The organism is Streptomyces sp. 15-116A, assembly GCF_025290915.1.
GTDB lineage: Bacteria > Actinomycetota > Actinomycetes > Streptomycetales > Streptomycetaceae > Streptomyces.
Window position 1 is genome coordinate 1 of the sequence record NZ_JAOCQE010000142.1, and the last position, 16496, is coordinate 16496.

12 protein-coding genes and 1 pseudogene are annotated in these 16496 nt (G+C 73.2%); 12 read left to right on the plus strand and 1 reads right to left on the minus strand.

What is annotated here, in order from left to right; genetic code table 11:
• Nucleotides 1-59: 59 nt before the first annotated feature.
• The 6 genes from N4P33_RS21565 (at nt 60) to cobI (ending at nt 10166) form a co-directional block, all read left to right on the plus strand.
• On the plus strand, nt 60-1571 hold the full coding sequence (locus N4P33_RS21565) for a cobyric acid synthase (RefSeq protein ID WP_260828288.1): 1512 nt from the start codon (nt 60-62) through the stop codon (nt 1569-1571).
• Nucleotides 1568-5218: a cobaltochelatase subunit CobN gene (gene cobN / locus N4P33_RS21570; RefSeq protein WP_260828289.1), complete on the plus strand. Its 3651-nt coding sequence runs from the start codon at nt 1568-1570 to the stop codon at nt 5216-5218. Before N4P33_RS21565 ends, cobN begins: the two co-directional genes overlap by 4 nt.
• A gap of 169 nt (nt 5219-5387) precedes the next feature.
• Nucleotides 5388-7382, plus strand: coding sequence for a putative cobaltochelatase (locus N4P33_RS21575; protein ID WP_260828290.1), 1995 nt, complete (start codon nt 5388-5390; stop codon nt 7380-7382).
• Nucleotides 7382-7981, plus strand: a complete 600-nt coding sequence (gene cobO / locus N4P33_RS21580; RefSeq protein WP_260828291.1) for a cob(I)yrinic acid a,c-diamide adenosyltransferase — start codon at nt 7382-7384, stop codon at nt 7979-7981. Before N4P33_RS21575 ends, cobO begins: the two co-directional genes overlap by 1 nt.
• On the plus strand, nt 7975-9438 hold the full coding sequence (locus N4P33_RS21585) for a cobyrinate a,c-diamide synthase (protein ID WP_260828292.1): 1464 nt from the start codon (nt 7975-7977) through the stop codon (nt 9436-9438). The genes cobO and N4P33_RS21585 overlap by 7 nt, the downstream gene beginning before the upstream one ends.
• Nucleotides 9435-10166: a precorrin-2 C(20)-methyltransferase gene (gene cobI, locus N4P33_RS21590; protein WP_260828293.1), complete on the plus strand. Its 732-nt coding sequence runs from the start codon at nt 9435-9437 to the stop codon at nt 10164-10166. Before N4P33_RS21585 ends, cobI begins: the two co-directional genes overlap by 4 nt.
• Before the next feature lie 89 nt (nt 10167-10255).
• Here cobI and N4P33_RS21595 read toward each other — a convergent pair whose 3' ends face one another.
• The gene (locus N4P33_RS21595) at nt 10256-10984 is read right to left on the minus strand and encodes a ZIP family metal transporter (RefSeq protein WP_260828294.1); all 729 of its coding nucleotides are present in this window, start codon (nt 10982-10984) and stop codon (nt 10256-10258) included.
• Nucleotides 10985-11083: 99 nt separating this feature from the next.
• On the opposite strand from N4P33_RS21595, the gene cobM reads away from it, so the two are divergent.
• The 6 genes and pseudogenes from cobM to N4P33_RS21625 form a co-directional block, all read left to right on the plus strand.
• Nucleotides 11084-11902 carry a precorrin-4 C(11)-methyltransferase gene (gene cobM / locus N4P33_RS21600; RefSeq protein WP_260828295.1) on the plus strand — a complete coding sequence of 273 codons (819 nt, stop codon included), beginning with the start codon at nt 11084-11086 and terminating at the stop codon, nt 11900-11902.
• Complete coding sequence (gene cbiE / locus N4P33_RS21605) at nt 11899-13143, plus strand: precorrin-6y C5,15-methyltransferase (decarboxylating) subunit CbiE (RefSeq protein ID WP_260828296.1); 1245 nt, start codon at nt 11899-11901, stop codon at nt 13141-13143. Before cobM ends, cbiE begins: the two co-directional genes overlap by 4 nt.
• On the plus strand, nt 13140-14810 hold the full coding sequence (gene cobJ, locus N4P33_RS21610) for a precorrin-3B C(17)-methyltransferase (protein WP_260828297.1): 1671 nt from the start codon (nt 13140-13142) through the stop codon (nt 14808-14810). The genes cbiE and cobJ overlap by 4 nt, the downstream gene beginning before the upstream one ends.
• The gene (locus N4P33_RS21615) at nt 14807-15412 is read left to right on the plus strand and encodes a precorrin-8X methylmutase (protein ID WP_260828298.1); all 606 of its coding nucleotides are present in this window, start codon (nt 14807-14809) and stop codon (nt 15410-15412) included. The genes cobJ and N4P33_RS21615 overlap by 4 nt, the downstream gene beginning before the upstream one ends.
• Nucleotides 15409-16323, plus strand: a complete 915-nt coding sequence (locus N4P33_RS21620) for a sirohydrochlorin chelatase (RefSeq protein ID WP_260828299.1) — start codon at nt 15409-15411, stop codon at nt 16321-16323. Before N4P33_RS21615 ends, N4P33_RS21620 begins: the two co-directional genes overlap by 4 nt.
• Nucleotides 16313-16496 (plus strand): annotated as a pseudogene (locus N4P33_RS21625) (aminotransferase); the annotation flags it as partial. The gene N4P33_RS21620 and the pseudogene N4P33_RS21625, both read left to right, overlap by 11 nt.

Genomic DNA, 16496 nt, shown 5'->3' on the forward strand with positions numbered 1-16496 from the left:
GGCTGGCTCGCGCTCGGGGCCGGCGCCGCGGCACGGACCCTCTGGAAGGGGCGCAGATCATGACTGGTGGGGGGCTGCTGGTCGCCGGGACCACCTCGGACGCCGGCAAGAGCGTGGTGACCGCCGGGATCTGCCGGTGGCTGGTGCGCCAGGGCGTGAAGGTCGCGCCGTTCAAGGCGCAGAACATGTCGCTGAACTCGTTCGTGACCCGCGAGGGCGCCGAGATCGGCCGGGCGCAGGCCATGCAGGCCCAGGCCTGCCGCCTGGAGCCGACCGCGCTGATGAACCCGGTGCTGCTCAAGCCGGGCGGCGAGCAGAGCAGCCAGGTGGTGCTGCTCGGCAAGCCGGTCGGCGAGCTGAGCGCCCGCGGCTACCACGGCGGACGCCAGCAGAAGCTGCTCGGCACGGTGCTGGACTGTCTGGAGCAGTTGCGGGGCACGTATGACGCGGTGATCTGTGAGGGGGCCGGCAGCCCGGCCGAGATCAATCTGCGGCGCACGGACATCGTCAACATGGGGATCGCGCGGGGCGCGCGGCTCCCCGTCCTCGTCGTCGGCGACATCGACCGCGGCGGCGTCTTCGCCTCCTTCTTCGGCACTGTGGCCCTGCTCTCCCGCGAGGACCAGGAGCTGGTCGCCGGGTACCTGGTGAACAAGTTCCGGGGCGATGTGTCGCTGCTGGAGCCGGGGCTGGAGATGCTGCACGACCTGACCGGTCGGCGGACGTACGGCGTGCTGCCGTTCCGGCACGGGCTCGGCATCGACGAGGAGGACGGGCTCCGGGTGTCCCTGCGCGGTGCCGTGCGCGAGTCGGCGGTGGCCGCGCCGGTCGGCGAGGACGTGCTGCGGGTCGCCGTGTGCGCGGTGCCGCTGATGTCCAACTTCACGGACGTGGACGCACTCGCCGCCGAACCCGGGGTCGTGGTGCGGTTCGTGGACCGGCCCGAGGAGCTGGCCGACGCCGACCTGGTGGTGATCCCGGGCACGCGCGGGACCGTGAGGGCGCTGCGGTGGCTGCGGGAGCGCGGCCTCGCGGACGCGATCGCGCGGCGGGCGGCCGAGGGGCGGCCCGTGCTCGGGATCTGCGGCGGCTTCCAGATCCTCGGCGAGCACATCGAGGACGACGTCGAGAGCCGCCAGGGCCACGTGGACGGTCTCGGCCTGCTGCCTGTGCGGGTGCGGTTCGCCCGCGAGAAGACCCTCACCCGGCCGGCCGGCGAGGCCCTCGGGGAGCCCGTCGAGGGTTACGAGATCCATCACGGGGTCGCCGAAGTCACCGGCGGGGAACCGTTCCTGGACGGCTGCCGGGTCGGTGAGACCTGGGGCACGCACTGGCACGGCTCGCTGGAGTCGGACGGTTTCCGGCGGGCCTTCCTGCGCGAGGTGGCCGCCGCCGCGGGCCGCCGCTTCGTCCCGGCCCCCGGCACCTCGTTCGCCGCGCTGCGCGAGGAGCAGCTCGACCGGCTCGGCGACCTGATCGAACAGCACGCGGACACGGACGCGCTGTGGCGGCTCATCGAGTCCGGCGCGCCACAAGGACTGCCCTTCATTCCACCGGGAGCGCCCGCATGAGCACTGTGTTGTTGTTGTCGACCGCCGACACCGATCTGCTGGCGGCGCGGGCCTCGGACGCCTCGTACCGGATCGGCAACCCGACCCGCGTGGACGTGACGACCGAGCTGCCCGCGCTGCTGGAGGGCGCGGACCTCGCGGTCGTACGGCTGCTGGGCGGCAAGCGGGCCTGGGAGGACGGGCTGGCCGCTCTGAAGGCGTCCGGTGTGCCGACCGTGCTGCTCGGCGGAGAGGCCGTCCCGGACGCCGAGCTGATGGCCGAGTCGTCGGTCCCGGCCGGTGTGGTGGCGGAGGCGCTGCGCTACCTGGTCGAGGGCGGACCGGCCAACCTCACCCAGCTGGCCCGCTTCCTGTCCGACACGGTGCTGCTGACCGGCGAGGGCTTCGACGAACCGCAGCGGATGCCCGCGTACGGCGTCCACGGCGAGCGCCCGCTCGTCGAGGGCCGCCCGACCGTCGGCGTGCTCTTCTACCGGGCGCACGAGCTGAGCGGCAACACCGCCTTCGTCGACACCCTGTGCGACGCGATCGAGGCGCGCGGCGCCAACGCGCTGCCGGTGTACTGCGGTTCGCTGCGCGGCGCGGACCCGGAGCTCTACGCGCTGCTGTCGAAGGCCGACGCCCTGATCGCCACCGTCCTCGCGGCGGGCGGCACGCACGCCTCGCAGGCGTCGGCGGGCGGCGACGAGGAGGCCTGGGACATCGGGGCGCTGGCCGACCTGAACGTCCCGGTGCTGCAAGGGCTGTGCCTCACGTCGTCCCGGGCGGCCTGGGACGAGTCGGACGCCGCCCTCTCCCCCATGGACGCGGCGATGCAGGTCGCCATCCCCGAGTTCGACGGGCGGCTGATCACGGTCCCGTTCTCCTTCAAGGAGCAGGGCCCCGACGACGTGCCGGTGTATGTCGCCGACCCGGAGCGGGCCGCGCGGGTCGCCGGGATCGCCGTGCGGCACGCGGCGCTGAAGCACAAGCCGAACGCCGAGAAGAAGCTCGCGCTGGTCTTCACCGCGTACCCGACGAAGCACTCGCGGGTCGGCAACGCGGTCGGCCTCGACACGCCCGCGTCGGCGGTACGGGTGCTGGACGCGCTCAGGGACGCGGGCTACTCGCTCACCGAATACCCCTCCGGGGGCGACGAGTTGATCCACCGGCTGATCGAGGCCGGCGGCCACGACGTGGAGTGGCTGACGGAGGAGCAGCTGGCCGCCGCGCCCGCGCGGGTGCCGCTGGCCGACTACCGGGCGTGGTTCGAGAAGCTGGACCCGGAGCTGCGGGAGGCGATGACCGAGGCGTGGGGCGAGCCCCCGGGCTCGCTGTACGTTGACGGCGAGGACATCGTGCTGGCCTCGCTCCAGTTCGGGAACGTCGTCGTCATGATCCAGCCGCCGCGCGGCTTCGGGGAGAACCCGATCGCGATCTACCACGACCCGGACATGCCGCCGTCGCACCACTACATGGCGGCCTACCGCTGGCTGGAGAACAGCTTCGGCGCCGACGCGATCGTGCACATGGGCAAGCACGGCACGATGGAGTGGCTGCCGGGCAAGGGGCTGGGCCTGAGCGGCGGCTGCGCGCCGGACGCGGTGCTCGGGGACCTGCCGCTGATCTACCCGTTCATCGTCAACGACCCCGGTGAGGGCACCCAGGCCAAGCGGCGCGGGCACGCCACGGTCGTCGACCATCTGGTCCCGCCGATGGCGCGCGCCGACACCTACGGCGATCTGGCGAAGCTGGAGCAGCTCCTCGACGAGTACGCGCTGGTCTCCGACCTGGACCCGGCGAAGGCACCGGCGGTGCGGGCGCAGATCTGGACGCTGGTCAAGGCGGCCGAGCTGCACCACGACCTGCATGTCGACGAACAGCCGGACGACGACGAGTTCGACGAGTTCGTCATGCACATCGACGGCTATCTGTGCGAGATCAAGGACGTCCAGATCCGGGACGGCCTGCACATCCTCGGCGGCGGTCCGGTCGGTGAGCCCCGCGTGAACCTGGTGCTGGCGGTGCTGCGGGCCTCGCAGGTGTGGGGCGGGCAGGCGAACGCCCTGCCGGGGCTGAGGGCATCTCTGGCTGCGCACTTCGGGCTGGTGGAGAAGGAGCTGCTGGCCGAGCCCGGGGCGCCGGTGAAGGTGCCGGTGGAGCTGACGGATCTGGTCGAGGGGCCCTCGCGTACGGCCGCCGACGCGATCGATCTGCTGGAGCAGTTGTGCCGGCGGGTCGCGGAGGGGATGGAGTCGCTGGCGTGGGAGGCGACGGCTGTTCCGGGCCTCGTCCGTGATGTGCTCGGCACCGAACTCCCGGACGCGGTGGCCGTGCTGCGGTTCGCGTGCGAGGAGGTCGTGCCGCGGCTGGCCCGTACGACGGACGAGATCGGGCACATCCTGCGGGCGCTGGACGGCGGTTACGTCCCGGCGGGTCCGTCGGGTTCGCCGACGCGCGGGCTGGTCAATGTGCTGCCGACGGGGCGGAACTTCTACTCCGTCGACCCCAAGGCCATTCCGTCCCGGCTGAGTTGGGAGGTCGGGCAGTCGCTCGCGGACTCGCTGGTGCAGCGGTATCTGCAGGACACGGGTGAGTATCCGAAGTCCGTCGGGCTGACGGTGTGGGGCACGTCCGCGATGCGCACCCAGGGCGACGACATCGCGGAGATCCTGGCGCTGCTGGGGTGCCGTCCGGTGTGGGACGACGCGTCGAGGCGGGTGACGGGCTTCGAGGTGGTGCCGCTGGAGGAGCTGGGACGGCCGCGCATCGACGTGACCGTGCGTATCTCGGGCTTCTTCCGGGACGCGTTCCCGCACGTGGTGGGGCTGATCGACGACGCGGTGCGGGCGGTGGCGGAGCTGGAGGAGCCGGCCGCGTCCAACTACGTGCGGGCGCACGTGGAGGAGGACGCGGCGGAGCACGGCGACCGACGGCGCGCGACGGCCCGTATCTTCGGCTCCAAGCCAGGGGCGTACGGGGCGGGTCTGCTGCCACTGATCGACGCGCGGAACTGGCGGTCGGACGCGGACCTGGCCGAGGTGTACGCGGTGTGGGGCGGCTACGCCTACGGGCGCGGGCTCGACGGGCGGGCGGCGCGCGGGGACATGGAGACGGCGTTCCGGCGGATCGCGGTGGCGGCGAAGAATGTCGACACGCGTGAACATGACATCGCGGATGCGGACGATTACTTCCAGTACCACGGTGGCATGGTCGCGATGGTGCGGCACCTGACGGGGGCCAGCCCCGAAGCGTATGTGGGTGACTCGGCCGTGCCTGATCAGGTCAAGACCAGAAGCCTTGCCGAAGAGACACACCGTGTCTTCCGGGCGAGGGTGGTCAATCCACGCTGGATGAAGGCGATGCGCAGGCACGGGTACAAGGGTGCCTTCGAGATGGCGGCCACCGTCGACTACCTCTTCGGATACGACGCTACAGCGGGCGTGGTCGATGACTGGATGTACGACAAGCTGGCCGCTGAGTACGTGTTCTCACAGGAGAACCAGGACTTCATGAGGAAGTCCAACCCGTGGGCACTGCGCGGCATCACCGAGCGCCTGCTGGAGGCGGCGGACCGGGGTCTGTGGGCGGAGCCGGACCAGGAGACCCTGGACCGGCTCCGGGCGACCTACCTCGAACTTGAGGGAGATCTGGAGGGAGACGAGTGATGTCTCCGAATATCCCCGCGGGTGCGGGGAGCAGACACGGCCCCTGGGTGAGGAGACGCAACGCGTCGGACCATCCCCGCGGGTGCGGGGAGCACACCAGCAGCGTCGCATTCGCCACCGCACACAGCGACCTGTCGGCACATCAATCCCTCGAAGGAGTGATCGCAGCGTGACCACCCCGTTCCCGTTCACGGCTGTCGTCGGGCAGGACGACCTGCGGCTCGCGCTGCTCCTCAACGCAGTGAGCCCAGCCGTCGGTGGCGTCCTTGTGCGCGGCGAAAAGGGGACCGCTAAAAGCACCGCCGTGCGGGCGCTCTCGGCGTTGCTGCCGGAGGTCGCCGTGGTGCCCGGCTGCCGGTTCTCGTGTGATCCCGCCGCGCCCGATCCCGGGTGCCCGGACGGGCCGCACGAGAGCGGGGGCGGTACGGCGCGGCCCGCGCGCATGGTCGAGCTGCCCGTCGGGGCGTCCGAGGACCGGCTGGTCGGGGCGCTGGACATCGAGCGGGCGCTCGCGGAGGGGGTCAAGGCGTTCGAACCGGGGCTGCTCGCGGAGGCGCATCGCGGGATTCTGTACGTCGACGAGGTGAATCTTCTCCACGATCATCTGGTGGACCTGCTGCTCGACGCCGCCGCGATGGGTGCCTCGTACGTCGAGCGCGAGGGTGTCTCCGTGCGGCACGCCGCGCGGTTCCTGCTGGTCGGGACCATGAACCCGGAGGAGGGTGAGCTCAGGCCGCAGCTTCTCGACCGGTTCGGGCTGACCGTGGAGGTCGCGGCCTCGCGGGAGCCGGAGACGCGGGTCGAGGTCGTCCGGCGCCGGCTCGCCTACGACGACGATCCGGCCGCCTTCGCCGCGCGCTGGGCCGAGGAGGAGGCCGCCGTACGGCAACGGATCGTCGCCGCGCGGGAGTTGCTGCCGTCGGTGCGGCTGGGGGACGGTGCGCTGCGGCAGATCGCGGCGACCTGTGCCGCGTTCGAGGTGGACGGCATGCGCGCCGACATCGTGATGGCGCGTACGGCGACCGCGCTGGCCGCGTGGGCGGGGCGGACCGACGTGCTGGCGGAGGATGTGCGGCAGGCCGCGTTGCTGGCGTTGCCGCATCGCCGGCGGCGCAATCCCTTCGACGCGCCCGGCCTCGACGAGGACAAGCTCGATCAGACGCTGGAGGAGTTCTCCGGCGAGGACGATTCCGATCCCGACCCGGATGGGGACGGGGGCGGGCCCGGAGGCGGTGGCGGGCAGCCCGCACCGGACGATGCCCCGCGGGGCGGGGACACCGGTGCCCGGCCCGAGGCCGGGGAGGACGGGGAGCCGCAGCCGTCCGGTACCGGGGAGCAGTCCGCTGTCAGGGCCTCCGAGCCGTTCCGGGCGAAAGTGCTGAGTGTGCCCGGCATCGGTGAGGGTGCCGCCGGGCGGCGTTCCCGGGCGCGGACCGAGCACGGGCGGACGACCGGGGCGCGGCGGCCACGGGGTGCGCTGACCAAGCTGCATCTGGCGGCGACCGTGCAGGCCGCGGCTCCGCATCAGCGGGCGCGGGGGCGCTCCGGTCCTGGGCTGGTAGTGCGGCGGGACGATCTGCGGCAGGCGGTGCGTGAGGGGCGCGAGGGGAACCTCGTGCTGTTCGTCGTCGACGCCTCCGGGTCGATGGCCGCGCGGCAGCGGATGAGTGCCGTGAAGGGGGCTGTCCTGTCGCTGCTCCTTGACGCGTATCAGCGGCGGGACAAGGTGGGTCTGGTGACCTTCCGGGGGTCGGCGGCCGAGGTGGCGCTGCCGCCCACCTCGTCGGTGGACGCGGCGGCGGCCCGGCTGGGGTCGCTGCCGACGGGTGGGCGTACGCCACTGGCGGCCGGGCTGCTGCGGGCGCACGAGGTGCTGCGGGTGGAACGGCTGCGAGATCCCGCGCGGCGTCCGCTGGTAGTGGTCGTGACGGACGGGCGGGCCACCGGGGGTCCCGAGCCGGTCGCGCTGGCCGGTCGGGCGGCGCGGTTGTTCGCGGCCGAAGGGGTCGCGTCGGTGGTCGTGGACTGCGAGTCGGGGCCGGTGCGGCTGGGGCTCGCCGGGCAGTTGGCCGGTGAGCTGGGCGGGACGGCCGTGACGCTGGACGAGTTGCGGGCCGACTCGATCGCGGGACTGGTGAAGGACGTACAGAGGAGGGCCGCGTAATGCCGCAGGGGCAGCCGAGTGTCGTACCGGACGACGGGCTGACGACACGTCAGCGGCGGAACCGGCCGTTGGTCGTCGTGCACACGGGCGTCGGGAAGGGCAAGTCCACCGCCGCCTTCGGGCTGGCGTTGCGGGCCTGGAACCAGGGGTGGCCGATCGGGGTGTTCCAGTTCGTCAAGTCGGCGAAGTGGAAGGTCGGCGAGGAGCGGGCACTGCGCGTGCTCGGCGACTCCGGTGAGGGCGGGTCGGTCGCCTGGCACAAGATGGGCGAGGGCTGGTCCTGGGTCCAGCGGGACGCCCAGATGGACAACGAGGAGAAGGCCCGGGAGGGCTGGGAGCAGGTCAAGCGGGACCTGGCCGCCGAGACGTACAAGCTGTACGTGCTGGACGAGTTCGCCTATCCCATGCACTGGGGGTGGGTGGACACCGATGAGGTCGTGGAGGTGCTGCGGGGCCGGCCGGGGGCGCAGCACGTGGTGATCACGGGGCGGAACGCGCCGGAGAAGCTGGTGGAGTTCGCGGATCTCGTGACCGACATGTCCAAGGTGAAGCACCCTATGGATGTCGGGCAGAAGGGGCAGAGGGGCATCGAGTGGTGATCTCGGCTGCCTCCGCTTCGTCCGTTCCTCGGTTGGTCGTCGCCGCGCCCTCGTCCGGTAGTGGCAAGACCACCGTGGCCACGGGGTTGATGGCCGCGTTCGCCGCGCGGGGGCTTGCCGTGTCCCCGCACAAGGTGGGGCCGGACTACATCGATCCCGGGTATCACGCGCTCGCCACCGGGCGGGTGGGGCGGAACCTCGATGCGTACCTGTGCGGGGCCGAGTTGATCGCGCCCCTGTTCCTGCACGGGGCCCGTGGGTGTGACATCGCCGTCGTCGAGGGCGTGATGGGGCTGTACGACGGTGCCGCCGGGGAGGGGGAACTGGCGTCCACCGCGCAGGTCGCGAAGCTGTTGGGGGCGCCGGTGGTCCTTGTCGTGGACGCGTCGTCGCAGTCGCGGTCGGTGGCGGCGCTGGTGCATGGGTTTGTGAGCTGGGATCCCGGGGTGCGGGTCGGGGGCGTGATTCTGAACAAGGTCGCGTCGGATCGGCATGAGGTTTTGCTGCGGGAGGCGTTGGAGTCGGTCGGGGTGCCTGTGCTGGGGGTTTTGCGGCGGGCCGAGCAGGTCAGTACGCCGTCTCGGCATCTCGGGTTGGTGCCCGTTGCCGAGCGGCGGGGGGCGGCGGTGGAGGCGGTGGCCGCGATGGCTGCGCAGGTCGCTGCGGGGTGTGACCTGGCCGCGCTGGAGTCGCTGGCCCGGAGTGCCGGTGCCGTACCAGGGGGCTCCGCCCCCTGGACCCCCACCTCGCCCACCCACCACCCGACTCGGTTGGCAGAGAAGCACGGCCACGACACGGGAGCGTCCGCCGAAGAGCACCGCCGCGCGACTCGGTCGGCTGAGAAGCACCGCCGGGCGCCCGTCGTCGCTGTCGCCGGTGGGGTGGCCTTTACGTTTTCCTATGCCGAGCACGCCGAGCTTCTTGCTGCTGCCGGGGCCCAGGTCGTGACCTTTGATCCGCTGCGGGACGAGGAACTGCCCGAGGGGACCGCCGGGTTGGTGATCGGGGGTGGGTTTCCCGAGGTGTATGCCGCCGAGTTGTCCGGTAATGAGCGGCTGCGCAAGGAGGTCGCCGCGCTCGCGGAGCGTGGCGCGCCCGTCGCCGCCGAGTGTGCCGGGTTGCTCTATCTGTGCCGGGAGTTGGACGGGCTGCCCATGTGCGGTGTGCTGGATGCGTCCGCGCGGATGAGCGGGCGGCTCACGCTCGGGTACCGGGATGCCGTGGCCGTCGGTGACAGCTGCCTCGCCGGGGCCGGGACACGGATGCGGGGGCACGAGTTTCATCGGACGGTCGTCGAGCCGGGGGCCGGGGACGTGCCCGCCTGGGGTGTGCGGGCCCCGGCGCCGCGGGTCGAGGGATTTGTACAGCGCGGTGTGCACGCGAGCTATCTGCACACGCACTGGGCGTCGGCGCCCGGTGTCGCCCATCGGTTCGTGGAGAGGTGCCGGACGTCATGAGCAGCCATCTGATCGGGGTCGGGGTCGGACCCGGTGACCCGGAGCTGGTGACCGTCAAGGGTGTGAACGCCCTGCGGGCCGCCGATGTCGTCGTCGTCCCGGTCATGGACACGGGCGAGCGGGGGCGGGCCGAGGCGACCGTGCTGCACTACGTGCCCGAGGAGAGGGTCGTCCGGGTGGTGTTCGCGCTGAACGAGCGGACCGACCGGGCGCGGCGGGAGGCCGCCTGGGACGCGGCCGGTGAGCGGGTCGCCGCGCTGCTGCGGGAGCACGGCCGGGTCGCGTTCGCGACCATCGGGGACCCCAATGTGTACTCGACGTTCACCTATCTCGCGCAGACGATCGCGGCGTCGGTGCCGGACACGGTCGTGGAGACGGTGCCGGGGATCACCGCGATGCAGGATCTGGCGGCGCGGTCCGGGGCCGTGCTCACGGAGGGGACCGAGCCGCTGACGCTGGTGCCGGTGACCGCGGGGGCCGCCGTGCTGAAGGAGGCGCTGGCCGGGCCGGGGACCGTCGTCGCGTACAAGTTCGGGCGGCAGGCGGGCGAGGTCGCGGAGGCGCTGCGGGAGGCCGGGCGGCTGGAGGGTGCCGTGTGGGGGTCGGCGCTCGGGCTGCCGGAGGAGTCCGTGCGGCCGGCCGCCGAGCTGGACGGGCAGCCGCTGCCGTACCTCTCCACGCTGATCGCGCCGCCGCGGCGGGACGGCGGGCGGGGCGGCAAGCTGTGAACCACGAACGCCGCCCGTCAGCGGCATGTGCTCGCTACCAGCCATCAGCGGGCCGTCGCCCGTCAGTGGGCCGTACTCACCACCAGCCATCAGTGGGCCGTGCCCACCACCAGCCAGATGAACAGCACCCCGGCGATCGTGCACAGCAGGGTGGAGCGGGCCGGGTGGGCGTGGTGGGCCTCGGGGAGGATCTCGGCCGCCGCGAGGTAGAGCAGCGCGCCGCCGAACAGGCCGAGGTAACCGCCGAGGAGCGGCTCGGGGATCGTGAAGAACAGGGTCGAGGCCGCGCCGGCGACCGGTGCCGCCGCGTCGGCGAAGAGCATGATGAGCGCTCTGCGGCGGGCGTTCCCGTACACGCTGGTGAGCGTGTAGGTGTTGAAACCGTCCGCGAAGTCGTGCGCGATCACGGCCACGGCGACGGCCGCGCCCATGCCCCCGCCCACCTGGAAGGCCGCGCCGATCGCCACGCCGTCCATCGCGCTGTGACCGACCATCGCGGCGGCGGCCGTGAGGCCCACCTCGGGGCTGCGGCCGTCGGCCTCCTCGGCGCCGTGCGCGGCCTGGCGGTGGGCCAGGAGGCGTTCTACCAGGTGGGCCAGCAGGAATCCGGCGACGAAGAGCAGCAGGGCGGCCGGTACGCCGTACACCTCGGTGCCCGCCGCCTCCAGGGACTCCGGCAGGAGTTCCAGGCCGACCACGCCGAGCATCAAGCCGCCGGCCAGGCCCAGCACCAGATGGCGGCGGTCGGTCACACGGTGTGCCGTCCAGCCGCCGGCCAGCGTCATCAGGAACGCGCCGAGCGCGACGAAGACCGCCATGTGCTCTTGGTATCCGATCGGCGGCCCGTCGCGCACGCGTGACAGCCGCTCCACCGCCCAGTTCTTGAGCCCGTGTTTTCCAGGAGAGGACCCCTTCCCATGGCCGATGCCCCCGCCGGCAAGGTGACCTTCGTCGGTGCCGGCCCCGGTGCCGCCGATCTGCTGACGTTCCGCGCCGCGCGCGCCATCGCGGAGGCCGATGTCGTGATCTGGGCCGCCAGCCTGGTGCAGGCGGAGGTCCTGGAGCACGCGCGGGAGGGCGCGGAGATCCTCGACTCGGCGGCCATGTCGCTGGAGGACGTCGTCGCCGTGTACGAGCGGGCGCACGCTGAGGGCCTGAGGGTGGCCCGGATCCACTCCGGCGATCCGGCGCTGTGGGGCGGCACGCAGGAGCAGGTCGACCGGTGTCACGCGCTCGGCATCGAGACGGAGATCGTCCCCGGTGTCTCGTCCTTCTCCGCCGTCGCCGCGCTCGCGCAGCGGGAGCTGACCATCCCGGAGATCGCGCAGTCGGTCGTGCTGACCCGGCTCGGCGGCGGGAAGACGCCGATGCCGCCCGGTGAGGAGGTCCGCGAGTTCGCCCGGCACGGCACGACCATGGCGATCTTCCTGTCGGCGGCGCGCAGCGGCCAGCTGGTGCGGGAGCTGCTGGAGGGCGGCTATCCGACGACCACGCCGGTCGTCGTGGCGTACCAGGCGACCTGGCCGGAGGAGCTGGTCGTGAAGTGCACGATCGGCACGCTGGAGGAGACGGTCAAGGAGCACAAGCTCTGGAAGCACACCCTGTTCCTGGTGGGCCCGGCGCTCGACGCGCACGGCACGCGCTCGCACCTGTACCACCCGGGGCACTTCCACGGCTATCGGAAGGCCGATCCGGAGGCGCGCAGGGCGCTGCGGTCGCGGGGTGCGAGCACGTGATCACCGTGGTGGGCGCGGGGACGGGGGCGCCCGTTCCCCAGGACGTCCTCGCCGGCGCCGAGCTGGTGGTCGGCGGGCGGCGGCATCTGGACGCCGTACGGCTGCCGGACGCGGCCGAGCGGATCGTCCTCGGTCCGCTGGCGCCCGCGCTGGACGCGATCGCCGGGTATGCCGCGAAGGAGCGGCCGGTGGTGGTGCTGGCGTCCGGGGATCCGGGGTTCTTCGGGATCGTGCGGGCGCTGGCGGAGCGGTTCGGTCCGGAGCTGCTGGACGTGCGGCCGGGGGTGTCCTCGGTGGCGACCGCGTTCGCCCGCGCCGGCCTGCCCTGGGAGGACGCCGTGGTGGTGAGCGCGCACGGCCGTGCCGCACGTACGGCGGTCAACCTCTGCCGGGCGTACCCGAAGGTGGCCGTGCTGACCGGGCCAGGCGCCGGGCCGGCCGAACTGGGGGCCGCGCTGCGGCCTTACGACCGTGACCTGATCGTCGCGACCGCGCTGGGCTCCCCCGAGGAGCGCCTGGAGCGGGTCACGCCCGCCGAGGCCGCTGCCCGGGACTGGGGTGCGGCGGTGAGCGTGGTGCTGTGCCTGGACCCGGCACGGGCGCTCGGTCCCGTACGCACGGTCGCGGGCGGGACCGAACGGCCCGCCGGATGGGCCCTGGACGAGGCCGAGTTCGCCCACCGCGACTCGATGATCACCAAGTTCGAGGTGCGGGCGCTGGCGCTGGCCCGGCTGGGGCCGCGTCCCGGCGAGCTGGTGTGGGACATCGGCGCCGGGTCGGGCTCGGTGGCCGTGGAGTGCGCGCGGCTGGGGGCCGCCGTCACGGCCGTCGAGAAGACGCCGGACGGGGCGGAGCGGATCCGCGCCAACGCCGCCGCGCACGGGGTCGACGTGCGGGTGGTGCACGGGGCGGCGCCCGCTGTGCTGTCCGAACTCGACGACGAACTCGACACCCCCGACGCGGTGTTCGTCGGCGGGGGCGGGCGGGAGCTGCCCGCCATCGTCACCGCGTGCGCGCGGCGCGCCCGGCGGACCGTGGTGATCGCCATGGCCGCGCTGGACCGCGTACCGGCCGCCCGCGAGGCGCTGACGTCGGCCGGGTTCGCTTGCGACGGGGTGCTGTTGCAGTCGTCGCGGCTGGCTCCGCTGCCGGGTGACGTGACCCGGCTGACGGCGGCCAATCCCGTTTTCCTGCTGTGGGGCGTGCGGCCTCCGGCACACAGTGAAGGAGTTGCCCAGTGATCGGCCTCATTTCCGCCACGGCGGCGGGAGCGGCGGCGCGCGACCGGCTGGCCGCGGCGTGGCCGGACCGTACGCGTGTCTACGACGGCCCCGTGGGGGACGCGGTACGCGCCGCGTTCGCGGAGTGCGAGCAGCTCGTGTGCTTCCTGGCGACGGGGGCCACCGTGCGGCTGGTGGCGCCGCTGCTGCGGGACAAGGCGAGCGACCCGGGTGTGGTGTGCGTGGACGAGGGCGGCCGGTTCGCGGTGTCGCTGGTCGGCGGGCACGGCGGCGGGGCGAACGAGCTCGCGCGGCAGGTCGGCGACGTGCTGGGCGCCGAGCCGGTGGTGACGACGGCGACCGACGCCGTGGGCCTGGCGGGTCTGGACACGCTGGGGCTGCCGGTGGAGGGCGACGTGGCGGCCGTGTCGCGGGCGCTGCTGGACGGGGAGGCGGTGGCGTTGCGCACCGAAGTGGCGTGGCCGCTGCCGCCGTTGCCGGTCGGCGAGGAGGGCGCGTACACGATCCGTGTCACGGACCGGCTGGTCGAGCCGGGCGACCGGGAGGTCGTGCTGCGTCCGCCGACGCTGGTCGTGGGGGTCGGCGCGTCGAAGGGCGCCCCCGTCGAGGAGGTGCTGGCGCTCGTCGAGGGCGCGCTGCGCGAGGCCGGTCTGTCGGCCGCGTCGCTCGCCGAACTCGCCACCGTGGACGCGAAGTCGGAGGAGCCCGGCATCGTGGCGGCGGCCCGGCGGCTCGGGGTGCCGTTGGTGACGTACGCGGCCGAGGAACTGGCGCGCGTGGACGTGCCGAACCCGTCCGCCGCTCCGCTCGCCGCCGTCGGGACGCCCTCCGTCGCGGAGGCCTCGGCGCTGATGCGGGGCGGTGAACTCCTCGTCCCCAAACGGAAGTCGGCGATGGCGACCTGTGCCGTCGTACGGCGTCCGGGGCGCGGCCGGCTCGCGGTGGTCGGGCTCGGGCCGGGGGCCCGGGATCTGCTGACGCCGCGGGCGAAGGCGGAGTTGCGGCGCGCTTCAGTGCTGGTCGGCCTGGACCAGTACGTCGACCAGATCCGGGATCTGCTGCGGCCGGGTACCCGGATCCTGGAGTCGGGTCTGGGCGCCGAGGAGGAGCGGGCGCGCACGGCGGTCGCCGAGGCCCGGCGCGGGCAGGCGGTGGCGCTGATCGGCAGCGGGGACGCGGGCGTGTACGCGATGGCCTCCCCGGCGCTGGCGGAGGCGTCCGACGACATCGACGTGATCGGCGTGCCGGGTGTGACGGCGGCGCTGGCGGCCGGGGCGATCCTGGGCGCGCCGCTGGGCCACGACCATGTGTCGATCAGCCTGTCCGACCTGCACACGCCGTGGGAGGTCATCGAGCGGCGCGTGAAGGCGGCCGCGGAGGCCGACATCGTCGTGACCTTCTACAACCCCCGCTCGCGCGGCCGGGACTGGCAGTTGCCGAAGGCGCTGGGCATCCTCGCCGAGCACCGCACCCCTCAGACGCCGGTCGGTGTCGTGCGCCAAGCCTCGCGGCCGGACGAGTCCAGCCGGGTCACCACGCTCGCCGAACTCGACCCGGCGACGGTCGACATGATGACGGTCGTGACGGTGGGCAACACCGCGACCAGGACCGTCGCGGGGCGCATGGTGACGCCGCGCGGCTACCGCTGGCAGGAGGCCTCCCGGTGAAGCGTGTGGTCCACCCCATCGAGGAGGAGTCCTACCGGCGGCTGCGCGCCCGCCTGGACACCTCGCACTTCCCGCCGCTGACCCGCGCGGTGGTGGAGCGGGTCATCCACTCCGCCGCCGACCTGGAGTACGCGTCCGATCTCGTCATGGACGAGGGCGAGCTGGTCAAGGCGCACGCCGCGCTGCACGCCGGAGCGCCCGTCGTCGTCGACGTCGAGATGGTGGGCGCGGGCATCACCCGGCGGGAGACCGTATGCCGGCTGAAGGACGCCGTCGCCGGGCCGGGACTCACCCGCTCGGCACACGGCATGCGGCTGGCGTTCGAGCAGGTCGGGCCGGGCGCCCTCTGGGTGATCGGCAACGCGCCGACCGCCTTGGAGGAGCTGCTGACCCTGGACGCCTCTCCCGCGCTCGTCATCGGTCTGCCCGTCGGTTTCGTGGGGGCGGCCGAGTCGAAGGCCGCGCTGCGCGAGAGCGGGCTGCCCGCCGTGAGCAACGTGTCCGAGAAGGGTGGTTCGGCGGTCGCCGCCGCCGCGCTCAACGCCCTGCTGTACCACCCCGTCTCACCCGAGACGCCGGAAGAATCCGAGGAGAACCTGTGACCACCCCGCCCGCTCTGCTCATCGCCGGCCACGGCACCCGGGACGACGCCGGAGCCGAGGCGTTCCGCGCCTTCGTGCGGGAGCTGGGCCGCCGCCATCCCGAACTGCCCGTCGCGGGCGGCTTCATCGAGCTGTCCCCGCCGCCGCTGGGCGAGGCCGTCACCGAGCTGGTGGAGCGGGGCGTACGCCGTTTCGCGGCCGTGCCGCTGATGCTGGTGTCCGCCGGGCACGCCAAGGGCGACATCCCGGCGGCGCTGGCCCGCGAGAAGGAACGGCACCCCGGCATCTCGTACACCTACGGCCGTCCGCTGGGTCCGCACCCCGCGCTGCTGAGCGTGCTGGAGCGGCGGCTGGCTCAGGTGCTCGGGGACTGGGACCCGGCCGAGGTGACGGTGCTGCTGGTGGGGCGCGGGTCGACGGACCCGGACGCCAACGCGGAGGTGTTCAAGGCGGCCCGGCTGCTGTGGGAGGGGCGCGGCTACGGGGCCGTGGAGACGGCGTTCGTGTCGCTGGCCGCGCCGGACGTGCCGAGCGGCCTGGACCGGTGCGCGCGGCTGGGCGCGCGGCGGATCGTCGTGCTGCCGTACTTCCTGTTCACCGGGATCCTGCCGGACCGGGTGCGGCGGCAGACCGAGGAGTGGGCGGCGGCGCACCCGGAGACCGAGGTGCGGTCGGCGGACGTCATCGGTCCGGAGCAGGAGCTGCTCGATCTGGTGTGGGAGCGGTACGAGGAGGCGGTGAAGGGCGATCTGCGGATGAACTGCGACAGCTGCGTGTACCGGATCGCGCTGCCTGGCTTCGAGGACAAGGTGGGCCTGCCGCAGCAGCCGCACTTCCACCCCGACGACGACGGCCACCACCATCACGGCCACGGGCACGCCCACTCGCACTCGCACTCCCATGCCCACTGAGCCGACGGGCGGCGGCCCCGGCCACGATCTGCGGCACCACGGGGACGCGGAGGTCCGCGACGAGGGTGCCGCGCTGGTCGACCTGGCGGTGAACGTCCGCGGGGACACCCCGCCCGCGTGGCTGCGCGAGCGGATCGCCGCGTCGCTGACCGGCCTCGCCGCCTACCCCGACG

What these genes read in the sequence shown, in the direction of transcription:
- N4P33_RS21565 (WP_260828288.1), top strand. Translation starts at nt 60, where the DNA reads ATGACTGGTGGGGGGCTGCTGGTCGCCGGGACCACCTCGGACGCCGGC.
- cobN (WP_260828289.1), top strand. Translation starts at nt 1,568, where the DNA reads ATGAGCACTGTGTTGTTGTTGTCGACCGCCGACACCGATCTGCTGGCG.
- cobO (WP_260828291.1), top strand. Translation starts at nt 7,382, where the DNA reads ATGCCGCAGGGGCAGCCGAGTGTCGTACCGGACGACGGGCTGACGACA.
- cobI (WP_260828293.1), top strand. Translation starts at nt 9,435, where the DNA reads ATGAGCAGCCATCTGATCGGGGTCGGGGTCGGACCCGGTGACCCGGAG.
- N4P33_RS21595 (WP_260828294.1), bottom strand. Translation starts at nt 10,984, where the DNA reads ATGGCGGTCTTCGTCGCGCTCGGCGCGTTCCTGATGACGCTGGCCGGC.
- cobM (WP_260828295.1), top strand. Translation starts at nt 11,084, where the DNA reads ATGGCCGATGCCCCCGCCGGCAAGGTGACCTTCGTCGGTGCCGGCCCC.